Here is an 18,188-nt window from a genome sequence, read left to right as displayed (position 1 = left end):
ACGGCTCAATCCCGGTCGCATGACCGAAGACAACTTTCCGGAGGAAACACATCATGGGCAAGATCATCGGCATCGACCTGGGCACGACCAACAGCTGCGTGGCGATCATGGAAGGCGGCAAGGGCCGCATCATCGAGAACGCCGAGGGCGACCGCACCACCCCGTCCATCGTGGCCTACACCAAGGATGGCGAGGTGCTGGTGGGCGCGGCGGCCAAGCGCCAGGCGGTCACCAATCCGAAGAACACCTTCTATGCGGTCAAGCGCCTGATCGGGCGCAAGTTCACCGACGCCGAGGTGCAGAAGGACATCAGCCACGTGCCCTACGGCATCGTCGCGCACGACAACGGCGATGCCTGGGTGCAGAGCGCCGACGGCAAGAAGATGGCGCCGCAGCAGATTTCCGCCGAAGTGCTGTCCAAGATGAAGAAGACCGCCGAGGACTTCCTGGGTGAGACCATCACCGAGGCCGTCATCACCGTGCCGGCCTACTTCAACGATTCCCAGCGCCAGGCGACCAAGGACGCCGGCCGCATCGCTGGCCTCGACGTCAAGCGCATCATCAACGAGCCGACCGCGGCGGCACTGGCCTATGGCCTGGACAAGTCCGCCGGCGGCGACCGCAAGGTGGCGGTGTACGACCTGGGCGGCGGCACCTTCGACGTCTCCATCATCGAGATCGCCTCGATCGACGGCGAAAAGCAGTTCGAGGTGCTGGCCACCAACGGCGACACCTTCCTGGGCGGCGAGGACTTCGACAACCGCGTGATCGAGTATCTGGTGGAAGAGTTCCAGAAGGATCAGGGCCTGGATCTGCGCAAGGACCCGCTCGCCCTGCAGCGCCTCAAGGACGCCGCCGAGCGCGCCAAGATCGAGCTTTCCAGCGCGCAGCAGACCGAAGTGAACCTGCCCTACATCACGGCGGATGCCTCCGGCCCCAAGCACCTGGCGATCAAGCTCACCCGCGCCAAGCTCGAAGCCCTCGTGGACGAGCTGGTCAAGCGCACCATCGAGCCCTGCCGCACCGCGCTCAAGGACGCCGGCCTGCGCGTGTCCGACATCCACGACGTGCTCCTGGTCGGCGGCCAGACCCGCATGCCTAAGGTGCAGGCGGCGGTGGCCGAGTTCTTCGGCAAGGAGCCCAAGAAGGACGTCAACCCGGACGAGGCCGTGGCCATGGGCGCAGCGGTGCAGGGCGGCGTGCTGGCCGGCGACGTGAAGGACGTGCTGCTGCTCGACGTGACCCCGCTTTCGCTCGGTATCGAGACCATGGGCGGCGTGTTCACCAAGCTGATCGAGAAGAACACCACGATCCCGACCAAGGCCTCGCAGACCTTTTCCACCGCCGACGACAACCAGACCGCGGTCACCGTGCACGTCTTGCAGGGCGAGCGCGAGCAGGCCCGCTACAACAAGTCGCTGGCCAAGTTCGACCTCGCCGGCATCGAACCCGCGCCGCGCGGCATGCCGCAGATCGACGTCACCTTCGACATCGACGCCAACGGCATCCTGCACGTCTCGGCCAAGGACAAGAAGACCGGCAAGGAGCAGAAGATCGAGATCAAGGCGGGCTCCGGCCTGTCCGAGGAGGAGATCCAGAAGATGGTGCGCGACGCCGAGCTCAACCGCGAGGAAGACCAGAAGTTCCACGAACTGGTCAACGCGCGCAACAAGGCCGACGCCGTGCTGCACGCCGCGCGCAACGCGATCAAGGAGCACGGCAGCAAGGTGCCGGGCGACGTGATCGGCCGCGTCGAGGCCGCCATCGCCGATCTCGACGGCGTCGCCAAGGGTGACGACAAGACCCAGATCGAGGCGCGCACCCGCACCCTGGAAGACGCCTCGCAGTCGCTCTTCGCCGCCGCACAGGCCGGCGCAGGCGGCGCACAGCCCGAAGCTCCGGCGGGCGGCAACGAGGATGTGGTCGATGCCGAGTTCACGGAAGTCAAAGGCGACAACAAGTAAGCCGCTACATCCCCTCTCCCCCGCCCGCGGCGGGGGCGCGCAGGGCTTTCGAGCAGCATCGCTGCGAGCCTGCAAGCGCCAGCCGACAAGCAAGTCGGCTGGCCGGGGGCCAGAGTGAGGGGTGAGCGGCGATGCCGCGAGTGCTTTTTGATATCCAAGGCAACAGCCTGAAAAGCCCCCTCACCCCAACCCCCTCCCCATCAGCTGATGGGGGAGAGGGAGCTTTCAACGATTCCCCATTCCCGATTCCCGGCTCCCATGAAACGCGACTACTACGAAATCCTGGGCGTGGCCAAAAGCGCCGGCGACGATGAGCTGAAGAAGGCCTATCGCCGCTGCGCGATGAAGTACCACCCGGACCGCAATCCGGGGGATGCCAGCGCCGAGGCCGCGTTCAAGGAGTGCAAGGAAGCCTATGAGGTGCTGGCCGATCCGGCCAGGCGCCGCATGTACGATCAGCACGGCCACGCCGCGTTCGAGCAGGGCATGGGCGGTGGCGGTGGCGGTGCCGACTTCGGCGACATCTTCGGCGACATCTTCGGCGACATCTTCGGCGGCGCGCGTGGACGTCAGCAGGCGCGACGCGGGGCGGACCTGCGCTACGTGATCGAGTTGGACCTTCAGGACGCCGTCTTCGGCGTGGAGCGCACCATCCAGGTGCCCAGGCTGGTGTCGTGCGAGGGCTGCAAGGGCTCGGGTTCCGAGGATGGCAAGACCGACACCTGCCCCACCTGCCGTGGTCATGGTCGGGTGCGGATGCAGCAGGGCATCTTCGCGGTGCAGCAGGTGTGCCCGGCCTGCGGCGGCAGCGGACGCCACATCGTCAATCCCTGCAAGGACTGCGACGGGCACGGCCGCGTCGAGCGTGAGAAAACCCTGCAGGTCAAGATTCCCGCCGGCGTGGACAACGGCGACCGCATCCGCCTGGCGGGTGAAGGCGAGGCCGGACCGGCCGGCACCCAGCCCGGCGATCTCTACGTCGAGGTGCGCGTTCGCGAGCACGCGATCTTCCAGCGCGATGGCGATGACCTCTACTGCGAGCTGCCGATCCGCCTGTCGCAGGCGGCGCTGGGCGCGCAGATCGAGGTGCCGACGCTCGATGGCATGGTCGAGCTGAAGATTCCCGCCGAGACCCAGACCGGCAAGCTGTTCCGCCTGCGTGGCAAGGGCGTGAAGTCGGTGCGCAGCCACGCGCCCGGCGATCTCATGTGCCGAGTAGTGGTGGAAACCCCGGTCAACCTCACCCGCCGCCAGCGCGAGCTGCTGGCGGACTTCGAGGCCACGTTCGAGGGCGAAAAGGGCGCCGCGCATTCGCCGCGTTCGAGCACCTTCCTGGATGGCGTCAAGGCGTTCTGGTCGCGCATGACGTCGTGATGGCATCGGGGCCGCATCCGCCAGCGGCAGGGCGCGGCCGCTGCGGGTGCGGAGCGCGGCATGATGGAAAGTCGCCTGACCGGGTGGCGGTGCGCGAGCCGGTCTTCCCGCAGGTCCGCGGGGACCGCCGGGCCATCACCTGCGCCGCCATGAGTGGACTTGTCACAGAATGAAGCGCAAAGAAATCTCATCGATCCTGTTCGTCTGCATGGGCAACATCTGCCGCTCGCCGCTGGCCGAGGGCATCGCCCGCGTCGCGCTGCGCGATGCCGGGCTGACGCTGGCGCTCGATTCGGCCGGGACGCACGACTACCACGTCGGCGCGCCGCCGGACGAGCGCGCGCGCCGCATCGCGCGGGAGATCGACTGCGGCATCGAGGACCTGCGCGCGCGCCAGGTGGCGGCACGGGACTTCGGCAGCTTCGATCTGATCCTCGCCGCCGACCGCGCCAACCTCGCCTGGCTGCATCAGCATCGTCCGGCCACGACCGGCGGCGAGCTGGATCTGCTGCTGCCCTGGTGCGGCGCTGCGGCTGGAACCGAGGTGCCCGATCCCTACTACGGCGGATTGGGCGACTTCCGCCAAGTGGCTTCCATGCTGCACGCGGCGATGCCCGGCCTGATTGCGCGCTTGCGGGATCGGGCCTGATCCCGATAATGCTCCAATGATGCGCGGGCTTTCCGCGCAACAGGCCTGCCGATGACCGAATCCCCGCTGGCTCCCGATCTTCCTCCCGCGCTGGACTGGGTCAACGCGGCACCGCTGCGCATCGCGGCGCTGCGCGGCCGCCTGGTCGCGCTGGTCTTCTGGCACACGGGATCGGCCACCTCGGCCAACGCCCTGGCCGATATCGGCTATCTCCAGACCAAGTACGCCGACGGCCTGAGCGTGATCGGCATCCACACGCCGAAGTTCGATGCCCAGCGCGAGCTTGACCTCGTGGCGCGGGCGGTGAACCGGCTGGGCGTGCGCTTTCCGGTGGCGAGCGACCCGGATGCGGTGGCCTGGCAGCACTACGGCATCCGCGCCTGGCCCTCGGTGGCGCTGGTCGACGCGTTCGGGCGGCTGGTGGACATCATCGCCGGAGACCGGCAGCGCGAAGCGCTTGAACAGCGGATCGTGGAACTCCTGGACGATGCCGGCGAGCGCGGCGTTCGGGTCTACGAGAACGCGCAGCCCGCGCTGCGCCCCGAGCCGATGCGCGAACTGTGTTTTCCCACCGCGCTGGCGCTCACGCCGCAGCGGCTTTACGTCTGCGACAGCGGGCACCATCGCGTGATGGAGTGCAGCCACGAGGGTCAGGTGCTGCGCGTCTTCGGCTCAGGTTCGGCGGGGTTCGAGGACGGGCCGGGCATCCAGGCGAGCTTCCAGTCGCCGGGCGGTCTGGTGGTGCTCAAGGATGCCCTGTATGTCTCGGACGTCGGCAACCACGCGATCCGCCGCATCCAGCTGGGCACCGGGCAGGTCGATACGCTGCTGGGCCAGGGATCGCCGGGAACGCCGCAGGCGGTCGCCAACTTCCGCGAGAGCCCCGTGCTGCTCGATCGCCCGTGCGGTCTTGCGGCCAACTTCGATCGTCTCTACATCGCGATGGCGGGCGCGAACCAGGTCTGGGAGGCGGATCTGACCCGCTTCGGGTTCCGCCCGCTCGCAGGGTCCGGACGGCTGGCGCTGGCTGACGGTGCCGGCGCGCTGGCCGCGTTCGCGCAGCCGATGGGCCTGGCGGTGCTGCAGCACACGCTGTATGTGGCCGACGGCCAGGCCTCGGCGCTGCGCAGCCTGCATCTGGGCAGCGGGATGGTGCAGACCCTGATCGGGCTGGGCCTGTTCGATTTCGGCCAGGCCAGCGGCAAGCGCCCGACCGCGCGCCTGCAGTACCCGGTGGGCATCGCGCTCGATCCCAAATCGCCGGTGCTGTGGGTGGCCGACTGCTACAACGATGCCATCGCGATGCTGCGACTGGGCACCGGCGAGCTGACCCATCTGCCGGTGGACTATCCCCTGCGTCGCCCGACCGCCGTGGTCAGCGACGGTGCGCGGCTGTGGGTTTCCAACACCGACGCGCACGAAGTGCTGCGCGTGGATCTTGCCTCGCGCGAGGCCGTCGTTCTGCCGATGACGGCATGATGGGCACCGGCTGAAACCGGGGCGGGCGATGCGCGGTTCGAACGACGAACGGGCCCGGAGCCCGGGTGAGGATGCCCCCGGATTCGACGGCAAGCGCTTCGCGCGCGAGCTGACCACCGCGCCCGGCGTCTACCGCATGTACGCGGCCGACGACAGCGTGCTCTACGTCGGCAAGGCGGCCTCGCTGAAGAAGCGCGTGGCCAGCTATTTCGTCACCGCCGAGCGCAGCCCGCGCCAGCGCGCGATGCTGGCCCAGGTCGCGCGCATGGAGGTCACCGTCACGCGCACCGAAGGCGAGGCGCTGCTGCTGGAGAACCAGCTCATCAAGTCGCTCAAGCCGCGCTACAACGTGCTGCTGCGCGATGACAAGAGCTATCCGTACATCTACATCTCGACCCAGGATGAATTCCCGCGCATCACCTTCTATCGCGGTACGCGCAGCCTGCCGGGGCGCTTCTTCGGGCCGTACCCGAGCTCCTCGGCGGTGCGCGAGACGCTCAACCTGATCCACAAGCTGTTCAAGCTGCGCTCCTGCGAGGACAGCGTGTTCCGCAACCGCAGCCGCCCCTGCCTGCAGTACCAGATCGGACGCTGCAGCGCGCCGTGCGTGGGGCTCATCAGCGCCGAGGACTACCGCGCCAACGTGCGCCGCGCCGAGCTGTTCCTCGACGGGCGCAGCGATGCGCTGGTCGATGAACTGGCCGTGGCGATGGAGGCGGCCAGCGCGGCACTGGAGTTCGAGCGCGCCGCACAGCTGCGCGACCAGATCGCCAGCCTGCGCAGGATGCAGGCGCGCCAGTACGTCGATGGCGAGCAGATCGACATGGATGTGCTGGCCTGCGCCATCGACCGCGGCGCGGCCTGCGTGGTGCTGTTGTGCTTTCGCGGCGGCATGAACCAGGGCACGCGCAGCTACTTCCCGCGCACCAACGGTGCCGACGAACCGGGCGAGGTGCTCGAGGCCTTCGTCTCGCAGTACTACGGCAGCCAGCTGCCGCCGCGCGAGGTCATCCTCAGCCACCCGATCGCCGAGCAGGCGCTGATCGAAACGGTGCTGGGCGAGCGCCGCGGCGGGCGCGTCGCGCTCAAATCCTCGGTGCGCGCCGAGCGCGCGCGCTATCTGGATCTCGCCATGCAGAACGCGAAGATCGCGCTGGCCGCGCGGCAGGGCAGCGAGGCGACCCAGCGCGCCCGCATCGATGCCCTGTGCGAGCTGCTGGCGCTCGACGGCCCGCCGCGCCGCATCGAGTGTTTCGACATCAGCCACACCCAGGGCGAGGCCACCGTGGCTTCGTGCGTGGTGTTCGATGCCGACGGGCCGGTGCGCGGCCAGTACCGGCGCTTCAACATCGCCGGGATCACGCCGGGCGACGACTACGCCGCGATGCGCCAGGCGCTCACGCGCCGCTTCCTGCGCGCCAGGGAGGAGGGCGTGCTGCCGGATCTGCTGCTGATCGACGGCGGCCGGGGACAGCTGGCGCAGGCCATGGAGGTGCTGGGGGAGCTGGACATCGGAAACATCATCCTCGTGGGCGTGGCCAAGGGCGCGGCGCGCCGCGCCGGCGATGAAACCCTGGTGCTGGGCGATGGCCGTGAACTGCATCCGGGTGCCGATTCACCTGCGCTGCACTTGATCGCCCAGGTGCGCGATGAGGCCCATCGTTTCGCCATCACCGGACACCGCGGGCGGCGCGCCAGGACGCGCGAGCACAGCCGGCTGGAGGATATTCCGGGCATCGGCCCGCGTCGCCGCGCTATGCTTCTGCGGCATTTTGGCGGCCTTGCCGAGCTCAAGGCTGCCGGCGTCGAGGAGATTGCACGCGTGGAAGGCATCAACATGGCCCTGGCCCAGCGCCTCTGGAGGGCGCTGCACGGCGTCCCCGATCCGACCGATCAGGGGCCCGCGTGAAGCTCACCATCCCGACCCTGCTGACGCTGTTCCGCATCGCGCTGATTCCGGTGCTCGTGGTGGTGTTCTACCTGCCCTATTCCTGGACCCACATCGCCGCCGCGCTCATCTTTGCGCTGGGAGCGCTCACCGACTGGCTCGACGGCTGGATTGCGCGCCGCTACCGGATGTACTCGGCGTTCGGTGCCTTCCTCGATCCGGTGGCTGACAAGCTGATGGTGACGGTGGCGCTGTTCCTGATCGTGCAGGCGCACCCGACGCCGTGGATGGCGCTCTGGGCGGCGGTCATCGTCGGACGCGAGATCGCGGTGTCGGCGCTGCGCGAGTGGATGGCGGAAGTCGGCCAGCGCGCGCGCGTGAAGGTGGCCTGGATCGGCAAGTTCAAGACCGTGGTGCAGATGGTGGCGCTGATCTTCCTGCTGTACTCCGTGGTGCCGGACAAGCCCGGCCGGGTCGCGCCCTGGATGGGCGGCCCGATCTTCCATATCGGCGATTGGCTGCTGGCCGTGGCGGCCCTCCTCACTCTGTGGTCGGGTTTCCAGTACTTGCGCGCGGCCTGGCCCGCGCTGCGCGACGCGCCGGACGAATAGGCGCGGCATTGCCGACGCTTTGCGGTGCCCCGCTCCGGGTTAGGCTCGAACCCCGCGGGGGCGTGCGGGTTGGACGAGGGAACCATGGGAAGGATGATTTTTCGCGGTGGGCTGGTCACGGCGCTCTGGCTGCTCGCGGCCGGTTCGGGTTCGGCACTGGAGCTGGCCGCGCGCGACGCGCGCACCGGCGCGCCGCTGGACGCGAGCGTGGAATTCGCCGATCCGGGCGGCGTGCGCCGTTTCGATGTCCACGGACGACTGGCCGAGGTTGCCTCGCCGTCGCGCCAGGTCCAGGCCACGGCGCGCGCGGCCGGATACCGCGATCTGGGCTTCACGCTCGATCCCGCGACGGCCGGGATGACCCTGCTGCTCGATCCACTGGTCGAGCCCGAGGCCGTCGCGCGGCTCTCGGCGCAGGCGGCGCGCGATCCTGCCGCACGCTGGCTGCATGGCTGGGTGCGCCGCAGCGACGACGGCGCGGCCGTCGCCGGCGCGCGCATCGATTTCGAAGGACGCGTGGCCTACAGCGACGCCGAGGGACATTTCGAACTCGCCCTAGTCGCCTGCGGACCCGGCGACCTGACCCGCTCGCGCCTGCGGGTGCAGGCCACCGGATTCGCCGAGCAGGTTCGCGATGGGCTGGTCTGCACGCCCGGCGTCCAGACGCGCCTGCTGGCGCTGGGCGGGGAGGCACCCGGGCTGTCGCGCGAGGTGATCGGCGCGATGGATCGTCGCGATTCTGCGGTGACCGGCGATGCGGCCGGGGAGGTCCTCACGGGTGCGCTGCCCGCGCGTGCGCGGATGCCGATCGGCCCGCTGGTCGCGCCGACCCTGCTGCCGCCCGCGTCGATCCGGGTCGGCTACTCCAACGCCGCCTGCACCGATATCTGCTGCACCGGAAGCTGCACACATACCTGCACCTATTCGCTGGAAACCTACGTGGCGCGCGGCCTCGGCGACGAGTGGATCAGCGGCTGGAATCAGGCCAGCCTGCGCGCCGGCAGCATCGCCTACCGCAGCTACGGTGCCTGGCGCGTCGCCAATCCGATCCGCCCGACCTTCGACATCTGCTCCAGCGCCTGCTGCCAGGTCAACGATCCCGATACCTATACCAGTACCACCAACGCTGTGGCGCGCACCCCGGGCATTATGTTGATGCGCGCTGCCAGCGGCCCGATATCGAGCGAGTATTCGGCCGAGAACAACAGCTGGGACGACCCCGACGACGGGCTGAACTGCAGCAATTCGGACCTTTCCTGCGGCAATGGCTTCGTGGGTTCGCCGGCGACCGGCTGGTCTTGCCTCGCCGATGCGGTTGCTGCGGGGCGCGGCTGCTTCGGCCACGGGCGCGGCATGTCACAGTGGGGCACCAAGCGCTGGGGCGATGCGCCCAACGGCAAGTCCTGGCCGTGGATCGTCGACCACTACTACAACGCCAGCGGGGCCGGCAGCGGCCTGCGCACCGCGGTGATGACCTCGCCCGTCTCCCTCGCATCGATCCAGGCCCATCTCGCCGCGCTGCTGCCCGGTGCCACGTTCCAGATCCAGGCCCAGGCCACCAATGCCGCCGGAGCCGCGCACGCGCACCTCCTGATGGGCGCGAGCCTTTACCGCAGCGGCGTGGGCTACATTGACGATGGCGCGAACGACGCGCCGATCTCGCTCGCCCCTGGAACCCACGCCGTGACCCGCGATTTCCAGGTCCCGCCGGGCACGCCTGCGGGCAGCTACGCCCTGTGGGTCTCGCTGTATCTGGACGTGGACGAGAACGGATCGATCAGCGCGACGGACCTGCCGCTGGCGCTGGAAACGGTGCCGGGAGCCGTGACGATCCAGGTGCCGGGCGGCGCGATTTTCGCTGATGGTTTCGAAGGCGGCCCGTGACGCCGGTGGATTCGTGCGACCGCGTTGATCCAGGGGTTTCCGCAGGTTGCGGCGCTGCCGCATATTGACATCGACACGATCTCGTCTAGAATGGTCCGACAACGCGGGAATAGCTCAGTTGGTAGAGCACGACCTTGCCAAGGTCGGGGTCGCGAGTTCGAGTCTCGTTTCCCGCTCCAAACGCGGTCGAAGCCCCGGTTCGCCGGGGTTTCGCATTTATGGATCGCCCTCCGATCCACGCCGCCGCACGCGGTGAACGCCTCCGGCCTGGTGGCAGAGTGGTCATGCAGCGGACTGCAAATCCGCGTACGCCGGTTCGATTCCGACCCAGGCCTCCATAGCGTCGAACACGAAAAGCCCGCCCGCCCGCACGCGGGCTTTTCGTCGTGCGGCGAGCGCTCAGGCCGAGGATGCGGTGTCGTGCAGCGACAGCGTGCGCCAGCGGTTGACGATGCGGCAGAAGAGCGCGGCGGTGATTTCCGCGTCGTAGATGGCCGAGTGGGCCTGGTTGGCGTCCCACGCCAGGCCGGCCGCCTCGGTTGCCTTGGCCAGCACCGTCTGGCCGTAGGCAAGGCCGGCCAGGGCCACGGTGTCGAAGCTGCTGAACGGGTGGAACGGGTTGCGCTTGTGCGCCACGCGCAGGGCGGCGGCGTTGATGAAGCCCAGGTCGAAACCGGCGTTGTGACCGACCAGGATCGCGCGGTTGCAGCCGGCCTCGCGCACCGCCAGACGCACGCCGCTGAAGATGTGGTCGAGCGCGGCGCGTTCGGACAGCGCCGCGCGCAGCGGGTTGTGCGGGTCGATGCCGGTGATGTCGAGCGAGCGGGGATCGAGTTCGGCACCGGGGAAAGGCGCGACGTGGGCGTGCAGGGTGGTGCCGGGAACGGCAAGTCCGGCGGCATCGAGCGTGACGGGCACCGCGGCGATTTCCAGCAGCGCGTGGCGATTGCAGTCGAAGCCGCCGGTTTCCACATCCACCACCACGGGCAGGAAGCCACGAAAGCGCGCGGCGATGGTGCTGGCGAAGGCGGCACCGTAGTCGGGGGAATCGGTCATCGGGAAAGTTTAGAGCGTGCCATGCGCTTTTGCGTGCCGCGCCGCTGCCGCGCGCAGCCGCCGTTCACGCGCGCCGCGTGCCGCAGATGGCACCGCGGTCATGCAGTTCATGCAGCCGCGCGATGGCCTGGGTACGCAGCGCCGCAGCGTCCTCGCGACCGCCGACGAGGTGTTCGATCAGCTGCAAGCCGGAGCGGATTGCCGGCGCATCGTGCAGGGTCTGCAGCAGGGCATGGGTGAGAGCGTCGATCGCGTGGAAGTGGATGGCGTCGTCCGCATCGCGCCGCACGAGCAGAAAAGTGGGCGCGGCCGGCGGCTCCTGCGGCTGGAATGCCGGGGTGATGCGGTGCACCGGGAAGCGATAGGCCAGCGGCCAGGCCAGCGGCGAGGCCACGGGTACGCCGTTCAGCAGGTCACCGTCGGAATCGACGTCCGCCAGCACGGTATCGGCCTCGTCCAGCGCCAGCGCCAGCTCGATCCATTCGTAGTGCGCCAGCTCGTGCAGAAAGGGCGGCTGCGCCGGGCGCGTGTCGAGCCAGTCGAGGAATTCGCGCCCCAGCTCGGGAAAGAGCGGCGTGCGACAGCGGTGTTCGCGCTGGAAATCGTGGATCAGCGTTTCCCAGCCGGTTTCCCCGAGGATTGCGCGCAATACCGGGAAGGTGCCGCCGACCAGATCCCGCAGGGTGTTGAAGAACAGTTCGCGGTAGAGCGCGATGCGTGCGGGCGCGACCGGCACGGGTTCGGCATGCGCCGGATCGCGCAGGTTTGCCGCGAAGATCGCCTGCTGCTGCGCCAGGCGGGACGACTCAGGCGACACGCGCAGGCGCTCCTTCGGCCAGCGCGGCGTCCTGCATCATGCGGATGGTGTCGATTTCCTCGAGCAGGACCGGCAGCGGCGGGATGTTGAAATCGCGCTCCAGCAGGGTTGGCCGCACGCCGGCGTGGCGATAGGCCGCCGCGAGCAGCGACCAGACCGGATCGGTCACCGCCGCGCCGTGGGTATCCACCAGCAGGTCGGGCGCCTGCCGGAAGTGGCCGGCCACGTGGATGTAGCGCACCCGCTCCGACGGCAGCGCGTGCAGGAAGGCGAGGGCGTCGTAGCCGTGGTTCACGGCATTGACGTGGATGTTGTTCACGTCCAGCAGCAGGTCGCAGTCGGCCTCGGCCAGCACCGCATTGATGAAGTCGATCTCGGGCATCTCCTGCCAGGGTGCGGCGTAATAGGAGACGTTCTCCACCGCGATGCGCCGGCCCAGGGCGTCCTGCACCCGGGCGATGCGCGCCGCGGTGTGGCGCACGGCCTCCTCGGTGAACGGAATCGGTGCCAGGTCGTAGAGGTGGCCCTCATCGGCGCACCAGCTCAGGTGTTCGCTGCAGATCGGCACCTGCCAGCGATCCAGAAAGTCTTTCAGCGTCGCGACGAAGTCCATGTCGAGCGGTGCCGGGCCGCCGAGCGAGAGCGACAGGCCGTGGCAGACGATGGGATGGCGCTCGGCGAGTGCGGCGAAGGCCTTGCCGTGACGACCGCCCACGCCGATCCAGTTCTCCGGTGCCACTTCGAGGAAGTCCAGCGCGCCGGCCGGAGCCGCGAGCAGCGGCGCGGCCAGCGCGCGGCGCAGCCCGAGCCCTGCGGACCGGGCGGGCAGGGTGCGGGGCGATTCCGGCATCACGATGCCGCGTCGCGCGGCGTCAGATCATGCCGCCGCACTTGCCTTCACCGCACTTGCCCTCACCGCACTTGCCTTCCTGATCGTCCTTGGCCGTTTCTGCCGCGGCGGCCTCGGCCGGGGCGTGGTGGCCGGCACCGCAGCTGCCTTCGTGGCCGTCCTTCATGTGCTGGAGATGCTCGGGATGATCCGCGCCGCACATGCCTTCCTTGCTGTCCTTCATGCGTTCGGCGTGTTCGGCGTGGCGGGCACCGCAGCGGTGCTCGTGCTCCGCCTTCTTGCCGTCATCCTGCGACTTCGCGGGCGCGTCCTCCACCAGCCCGTAGCCGGAAGGCAGATCGACGATGCCGGCCTGGGCGGCGGCGAGCCCGAACGCGCCGACGGCGGTAAGCGAGAGCATCAGCGGGGTGGCGAAACGGGAACGGGACATGGCGGCTCCTGCGGCCGGAAGTAAGGCGGCGATGATAGTCGAGCGGGAGGAACCTGCGCCGCTGCGGTGCACAACGGTGCCTTCAGGAATCCGCGGTCCCGATCAGGAACGCCGCGACCACCCGACGGCCGTCACCGGCCAGCAGGTTGAAGGTGCGCGCGGCGGCGGCGCTGTCCATGGCTTCCAGCCCGATGCCGCGCGCCAGGAAGGCCGCCATCAGCGCCGGCGGCGCGAGGCGCTGGCGCTCGCCGGTGCCGATCAGCACCACGGTCGGTTCGAGCGCAAGCACGGCCGCGATGGCCGCGGCGTCGAACTCGTCCAGGGAATGCGGCGCGAAGTCGTCGATGCAGCGGTCCGGGGCCAACAGCAGGCTGGCGGAAAAGACGCGGTCGCCCACCTGCACGAAGCCCGCGCCCAGGCGGCGTACCGCATGGTGGCCTTCGTCGGACTGGTGGGCGAGCTGCATGGCGGGATATCAGCGCGGCAGGGGAACCTGCGGGGCTTCCGGGTTGCGGCGGAACAGGCAGGCGATGTTGCCCACGCGCTGCACCAGCTGCGCACCGGAGCGCTCGATCAGGATCGCGATGCCGGCATCGCGCGCGTCGCGGTCTTCCGCGGCGATGCGTACCTTGACCAGCTCGTGGTGGTCGAGCGCGAGGTCCAGTTCGGCCAGCAACGCCTCGGTGACGCCCTTGGCACCGACCAGGATCACCGGCTTGAGCGGATGCGCGAGGCCGCGCAGGTAGCGTTTCTGGTTCGAGGTCAGCGGGGCGGGCATGAACGGTCGCAGCGGGAAGATGAGCGCGACAGGTTACCATGTACGCCTTCCCGCTCCCACGCACCGACCCATGGCACGCAGCAAGAGCAGCCAGCGCTGGCTGCGCGAGCACTTTTCCGATCCCTTCGTGAAGAAGGCCCAGGCCGAAGGCCTGCGCTCGCGCGCCGCCTACAAGCTGGAGGAGCTGCTCGAACGCGATCGCGTGCTCAAGCCGGGCATGGTGGTGGTGGACCTGGGCGCGGCACCGGGCGGCTGGTCGCAGCTGGTGCGGCGCGAGCTGGGCGACAGCGGACGGGTGATCGCGCTGGACATCCTCGACATGCCGCCGCTGGCCGGGGTCGAGTTCATTCTCGGCGATTTCCGCGAGCCGGAGCCGCTGGCACGGCTCGAAGCCCTCCTGGATGGCCAGCCCGTGGACCTTGTGCTTTCCGACATGGCCCCCAATATGTCGGGCGTGGATGCCGTCGACCAGCCGCGTTCGATGTATCTGGCGGAATTGGCCAGGGATTTCGCCGACCAGCACCTGCGGGCCGGCGGCACGTTCCTCATCAAGCTGTTCCAGGGCACGGGATTCGACGATTACATCCGGGACTTGCGCAGGCGCTATCGGCAGGTCAAGGTGAGGAAGCCGGAAGCGTCACGCAGCCGATCTTCCGAGGTCTACGCGCTGGCAACCGACAAACGAGAAGCCCAGGGACAGGGCGCAGGAAACAGGAATGAATGACTTGACCAAGAATCTGGTGCTCTGGGTGGTGATCGCCGTCGTGCTGATGGCGGTGTTCCAGAGCTTCACGCCGCGCGTGGGCAGCGCCCAGGGGCTGTCCTATTCGGAGTTCCTCGCCCAGGTGCGGGCCGAACGCGTGAGCGAGGTCACCTATTCGGAGAACGGCCGCGAGCTGACCGGCACCACCAAGGACGGCGGCAAGTTCAGCGTGGCGCTGCCGCCGAACGATCCCAAGCTGATCGACGATCTGGTGTCGCGCAACGTCAAGATCGTGCAGTCGCCGATCTCGACCGGGCCTTCGCTCGCCTACATCCTGCTGAACCTGCTGCCCTACGTCATCTTCATCGGCATCTTCATCTTCTTCATGCGCCAATTGCAGTCCGGCGGCGGCGGGCGCGGCGCGATGAGCTTCGGCAAGTCGCGCGCCAAGATGCAGAGCGAGGATCAGGTCAAGGTGACCTTCGCCGACGTGGCCGGCTGCGACGAGGCCAAGGAAGAGGTCGGCGAGCTGGTCGAGTTCCTGCGCGATCCCTCGCGCTTCCAGAAGCTCGGCGGCAAGATTCCGCGCGGCATCCTGATGGTCGGTTCGCCCGGCACCGGCAAGACGCTCCTGGCGCGCGCCATCGCGGGCGAGGCCAAGGTGCCGTTCTTTTCGATTTCCGGTTCGGATTTCGTCGAGATGTTCGTGGGCGTGGGTGCCAGCCGCGTGCGCGACATGTTCGAGCAGGCCAAGAAGCACGCGCCCTGCATCATCTTCATCGACGAGATCGACGCGGTCGGCCGCCACCGCGGTGCCGGCCTGGGCGGCGGTCACGACGAACGCGAGCAGACCCTCAACCAGCTGCTGGTGGAAATGGACGGCTTCGAGGGCGGCGAGGGCGTGATCGTGATTGCGGCGACCAACCGCCCCGACGTGCTCGATCCGGCACTGCTGCGTCCGGGCCGCTTCGACCGCCAGGTGGTGGTGCCGCTGCCGGACGTGAAGGGGCGCGAGCAGATCCTCAAGGTCCACATGCGCAAGCTGCCGCTGGACAACGATGTCGATCCGATGACCATCGCGCGCGGCACGCCGGGGTTCTCCGGCGCGGACCTTGCCAACCTGTGCAACGAGGCGGCCCTGTTCGCCGCGCGCGAGAACGCGCGCGAGGTGCGCATGGAGCACTTCGACAAGGCCCGCGACAAGATCATGATGGGGGCCGAGCGCCGCTCCATGGCGATGAGCGAGGACGAAAAGAAGCTCACCGCCTACCACGAGGCCGGCCACGCCATCGTCGGCCGCCTGGTGCCCGAGCACGATCCGGTCTACAAGGTCACCATCATCCCGCGCGGCCGCGCGCTGGGCGTGACCATGTACCTGCCCGAGGGCGACAAGTACAGCTACAACAAGGTCGCGATCGAATCGCAGCTGTGCTCGCTCTACGGCGGGCGCGTGGCCGAGGAACTGATCTTCGGGCCGGACAAGGTCACCACCGGTGCCTCCAACGACATCGAGCGCGCCACCAAGATGGCACGCAACATGGTCACCAAGTGGGGTCTTTCCGATGAGATGGGGCCGATCGCCTACGGCGAGGAAGAGGATGAGGTATTCCTCGGCCGCTCGGTGACCCAGACCAAGAACGTCTCGGACGAAACCGCCCGCAAGATCGACGAGGTGGTGCGCGGCATCCTGGATCGCGCCTACGCCCGTGCCACCGGAATCTTGCGTGACAACAGCGACAAGCTGCACGCCATGGCCGAAGCGTTGCTGCAGTACGAGACCATCGACGCCGCGCAGATCAACGAGATCATGGAAGGGCGCGATCCGGGCCCGCCGGCGGACTGGGCCAAGAGCGGCAAGAGCCCGCTGCCGCCGCGCAAGGACGGCAGCGGCCCCAACGCCGGTGCCACCGTGGGCGGCCCCGCGCCGCAGGTGTGAGCGGCGGCGCCAGGTGCCTGCGGAATCCCGAAGGAAAAAGGCCAGGGCAACCTGGCCTTTTTCATTTCAGGCGGCTGGGGCATCATGGCCATGCCATTGGCATGGCATGGCGAGGGGAAAAACGGTGATTCGAAGAACAGTGTTGCTGTTGTCCGGCGTGTTGGCGTGTGCCTTTGCCGTTGCTGCGACGGCCGGCGAAGTGCGCCTGCAAAGCCTCGTGCCCTACGCCGAGGACAATTTCGTGGCGGCGAATATCAAGGCCGAGTGTCCGATTGGCCGGCAGCTGGCCGATTTCGTGCGCGAGTTCTCCGCGAGATCCGGTGTGAACGTGGTGTTCGATGATGCGGCATCCCAAGCGACGGAAGGCCGGGTTCTGATGCTTGAAATCATCGATGCGCAAAGTGTCGGCAATGCCTGGACGGGGCACATGAAGTCCACGTCGGTGCTCGGCGTGCTCTACGACAACGGCGAAAGGATCGCGGCTTTCCGCGCCCGACGCCATTCGCGCGGCGGTTTCGGCGCGGGGTTCAAGGGCTCCTGTTCGGTGCTGGGGCGCACCGTCAGGGCCATCGGCAGCGACATCGCCTCGTGGCTGGTCAGCCCGGTCGATGGCGCGCGCCTGGGCGATCTGTAGGCCACCGCAGCCGTGTTCGACATCGTTCCCACGCTCGACTGCGCCGGCCGGCCGCTGAAGCTCGACCGCACGCGCATCCTGGGCGTGGTGAACGTCACGCCCGATTCGTTTTCCGACCATGGCGCGCACGCCGATGCGGACGCTGCCGTGGCGCATGGTTTGATGCTCGTGGCAGAGGGTGCCGATGCGCTGGACGTGGGTGGTGAATCGACCCGTCCGGGTGCCGCCGAGGTCGGTGTGGGGGAGGAAATCGCGCGCGTGGTGCCGGTGATCGAGCGGCTCGCGCGCGAGACGACGGTGCCGATCAGCGTGGACACGTCCAAGCCCGAGGTGATGCGCGCCGCCGTGGCCGCCGGTGCCGGCATGATCAACGACGTCTACGCCCTGCGCCGTGAGGGCGCGCTGGCGGCGGCGGCGGCACTGGGCGTGCCGGTGGTGCTGATGCACATGCAGGGCGAGCCGCGCACGATGCAGGCCGCGCCGCACTACGACGACGTGGTGGCTGAGGTGCGGCGTTTTCTCGCCGATCGCATCTTTGCCTGCGAGCTGGCCGGGATTCCGAAATCGCGCATCGTGGTCGATCCGGGCTTCGGTTTCGGCAAGGCTCTGGAGCACAACCTCGCCCTGCTGGCGCAGCTGGATGCGTTTGCCGAACTTGGCGTGCCGCTGCTGGCCGGCATGTCGCGCAAGCGCATGATCGGCGAAGTCACGGGTCGCGAGCCGGGCGAGCGGGTGGCAGGTTCCGCCGCCGCGCACCTCATGGCCGCCGAACGCGGTGCGATGCTGTTGCGCAGCCACGACATCCCGGCGCTGCGCGACGCGCTGGCGCTGTGGGAGGCGCTCAAGCCGCTGCGGCCTGTGTCGAAGCCGGCGGCACGCGCCAGCGCGCCGTTTTGGCCGGACGACGACTGACGCCAACGTCGGCCGCGTAGGGCCGACCTACGTCCCCGACGGGATGCCGCGCCGCCGACGCGAGGCTTGGTGGCGCGTTTTCGCACGCCGCAACGCGATGTCGTCGTAGGTCGGGCTACGTCCCCGACGGGATGTTCGATTCCCGGCAACGTCGGCCGCGTAGGGCCGACCTACGTCCCCGACGGGATGCCGCGCCGCCGACGCGAGGCTTGGTGGCGCGTTT

General features: G+C 68.7%; 17 protein-coding genes and 2 tRNA genes. 13 read left to right on the top strand and 6 right to left on the bottom strand.

Annotated features, from left to right (window positions below):
• The first annotated feature begins 53 nt into the window (after positions 1 to 53).
• The 9 genes from dnaK (at position 54) to WB794_RS01290 (ending at position 10,187) form a co-directional block, all read left to right on the top strand.
• Positions 54 to 1,964 carry a molecular chaperone DnaK gene (gene dnaK, locus WB794_RS01330; RefSeq protein WP_337334045.1) on the top strand — a complete coding sequence of 637 codons (1,911 nt, stop codon included), beginning with the start codon at positions 54 to 56 and terminating at the stop codon, positions 1,962 to 1,964.
• A 258-nt stretch (positions 1,965 to 2,222) separates the two neighbouring features.
• Positions 2,223 to 3,338, top strand: coding sequence for a molecular chaperone DnaJ (gene dnaJ / locus WB794_RS01325; RefSeq protein WP_337334044.1), 1,116 nt, complete (start codon positions 2,223 to 2,225; stop codon positions 3,336 to 3,338).
• Positions 3,339 to 3,507: 169 nt separating this feature from the next.
• Positions 3,508 to 3,987: a low molecular weight protein-tyrosine-phosphatase gene (locus WB794_RS01320; protein ID WP_337334043.1), complete on the top strand. Its 480-nt coding sequence runs from the start codon at positions 3,508 to 3,510 to the stop codon at positions 3,985 to 3,987.
• Between the two features lie 51 nt (positions 3,988 to 4,038).
• Positions 4,039 to 5,466 (top strand): redoxin family protein, encoded by a 1,428-nt coding sequence (locus WB794_RS01315; RefSeq protein WP_337334042.1) that lies wholly within the window; start codon positions 4,039 to 4,041, stop codon positions 5,464 to 5,466.
• Between the two features lie 28 nt (positions 5,467 to 5,494).
• The gene (uvrC, locus tag WB794_RS01310) at positions 5,495 to 7,375 is read left to right on the top strand and encodes an excinuclease ABC subunit UvrC (protein ID WP_337334041.1); all 1,881 of its coding nucleotides are present in this window, start codon (positions 5,495 to 5,497) and stop codon (positions 7,373 to 7,375) included.
• Positions 7,372 to 7,965: a CDP-diacylglycerol--glycerol-3-phosphate 3-phosphatidyltransferase gene (gene pgsA, locus WB794_RS01305; RefSeq protein WP_337334040.1), complete on the top strand. Its 594-nt coding sequence runs from the start codon at positions 7,372 to 7,374 to the stop codon at positions 7,963 to 7,965. The genes uvrC and pgsA overlap by 4 nt, the downstream gene beginning before the upstream one ends.
• A gap of 84 nt (positions 7,966 to 8,049) precedes the next feature.
• Positions 8,050 to 9,849, top strand: coding sequence for a SpoIID/LytB domain-containing protein (locus WB794_RS01300; protein ID WP_337334039.1), 1,800 nt, complete (start codon positions 8,050 to 8,052; stop codon positions 9,847 to 9,849).
• Positions 9,850 to 9,952: 103 nt separating this feature from the next.
• Positions 9,953 to 10,028, top strand: a tRNA-Gly gene (locus WB794_RS01295).
• 85 nt (positions 10,029 to 10,113) lie between these two features.
• A tRNA-Cys gene (locus WB794_RS01290) sits at positions 10,114 to 10,187 on the top strand.
• Between the two features lie 61 nt (positions 10,188 to 10,248).
• Here the strand turns inward: WB794_RS01290 and rnt are convergent.
• The 6 genes from rnt to yhbY form a co-directional block, all read right to left on the bottom strand.
• Positions 10,249 to 10,905 carry a ribonuclease T gene (rnt, locus tag WB794_RS01285; protein ID WP_337334038.1) on the bottom strand — a complete coding sequence of 219 codons (657 nt, stop codon included), beginning with the start codon at positions 10,903 to 10,905 and terminating at the stop codon, positions 10,249 to 10,251.
• Positions 10,906 to 10,969: 64 nt separating this feature from the next.
• Positions 10,970 to 11,722: an HvfC family RiPP maturation protein gene (locus WB794_RS01280; protein ID WP_337334037.1), complete on the bottom strand. Its 753-nt coding sequence runs from the start codon at positions 11,720 to 11,722 to the stop codon at positions 10,970 to 10,972.
• Positions 11,712 to 12,572: an HvfB family MNIO-type RiPP peptide maturase gene (locus WB794_RS01275; RefSeq protein WP_337334036.1), complete on the bottom strand. Its 861-nt coding sequence runs from the start codon at positions 12,570 to 12,572 to the stop codon at positions 11,712 to 11,714. The genes WB794_RS01280 and WB794_RS01275 overlap by 11 nt, the downstream gene beginning before the upstream one ends.
• A gap of 22 nt (positions 12,573 to 12,594) precedes the next feature.
• Positions 12,595 to 13,002, bottom strand: a complete 408-nt coding sequence (locus WB794_RS01270; RefSeq protein ID WP_337334035.1) for an HvfA family oxazolone/thioamide-modified RiPP metallophore — start codon at positions 13,000 to 13,002, stop codon at positions 12,595 to 12,597.
• Positions 13,003 to 13,084: 82 nt separating this feature from the next.
• Positions 13,085 to 13,468 (bottom strand): Mth938-like domain-containing protein, encoded by a 384-nt coding sequence (locus tag WB794_RS01265; RefSeq protein WP_337334034.1) that lies wholly within the window; start codon positions 13,466 to 13,468, stop codon positions 13,085 to 13,087.
• A 9-nt stretch (positions 13,469 to 13,477) separates the two neighbouring features.
• Complete coding sequence (yhbY, locus tag WB794_RS01260; RefSeq protein ID WP_337334033.1) at positions 13,478 to 13,780, bottom strand: ribosome assembly RNA-binding protein YhbY; 303 nt, start codon at positions 13,778 to 13,780, stop codon at positions 13,478 to 13,480.
• A 70-nt stretch (positions 13,781 to 13,850) separates the two neighbouring features.
• Between yhbY and rlmE the strand changes: the two genes are divergently transcribed.
• From rlmE to folP, 4 genes are all read left to right on the top strand, one after another.
• Positions 13,851 to 14,504, top strand: coding sequence for a 23S rRNA (uridine(2552)-2'-O)-methyltransferase RlmE (gene rlmE, locus WB794_RS01255; RefSeq protein WP_337334032.1), 654 nt, complete (start codon positions 13,851 to 13,853; stop codon positions 14,502 to 14,504).
• Positions 14,497 to 16,419 (top strand): ATP-dependent zinc metalloprotease FtsH, encoded by a 1,923-nt coding sequence (gene ftsH / locus WB794_RS01250; protein ID WP_337334031.1) that lies wholly within the window; start codon positions 14,497 to 14,499, stop codon positions 16,417 to 16,419. The genes rlmE and ftsH overlap by 8 nt, the downstream gene beginning before the upstream one ends.
• A gap of 142 nt (positions 16,420 to 16,561) precedes the next feature.
• Positions 16,562 to 17,053, top strand: coding sequence for a hypothetical protein (locus WB794_RS01245; RefSeq protein WP_337334030.1), 492 nt, complete (start codon positions 16,562 to 16,564; stop codon positions 17,051 to 17,053).
• Positions 17,054 to 17,065: 12 nt separating this feature from the next.
• On the top strand, positions 17,066 to 17,965 hold the full coding sequence (folP, locus tag WB794_RS01240) for a dihydropteroate synthase (protein ID WP_337334029.1): 900 nt from the start codon (positions 17,066 to 17,068) through the stop codon (positions 17,963 to 17,965).
• Positions 17,966 to 18,188: the final 223 nt, after the last annotated feature.

It is taken from the genome of Denitratimonas tolerans (genome assembly GCF_037203605.1).
GTDB lineage: Bacteria > Pseudomonadota > Gammaproteobacteria > Xanthomonadales > Xanthomonadaceae > Denitratimonas > Denitratimonas tolerans.
This window is presented reverse-complemented; position numbering and strand designations above follow the sequence as displayed.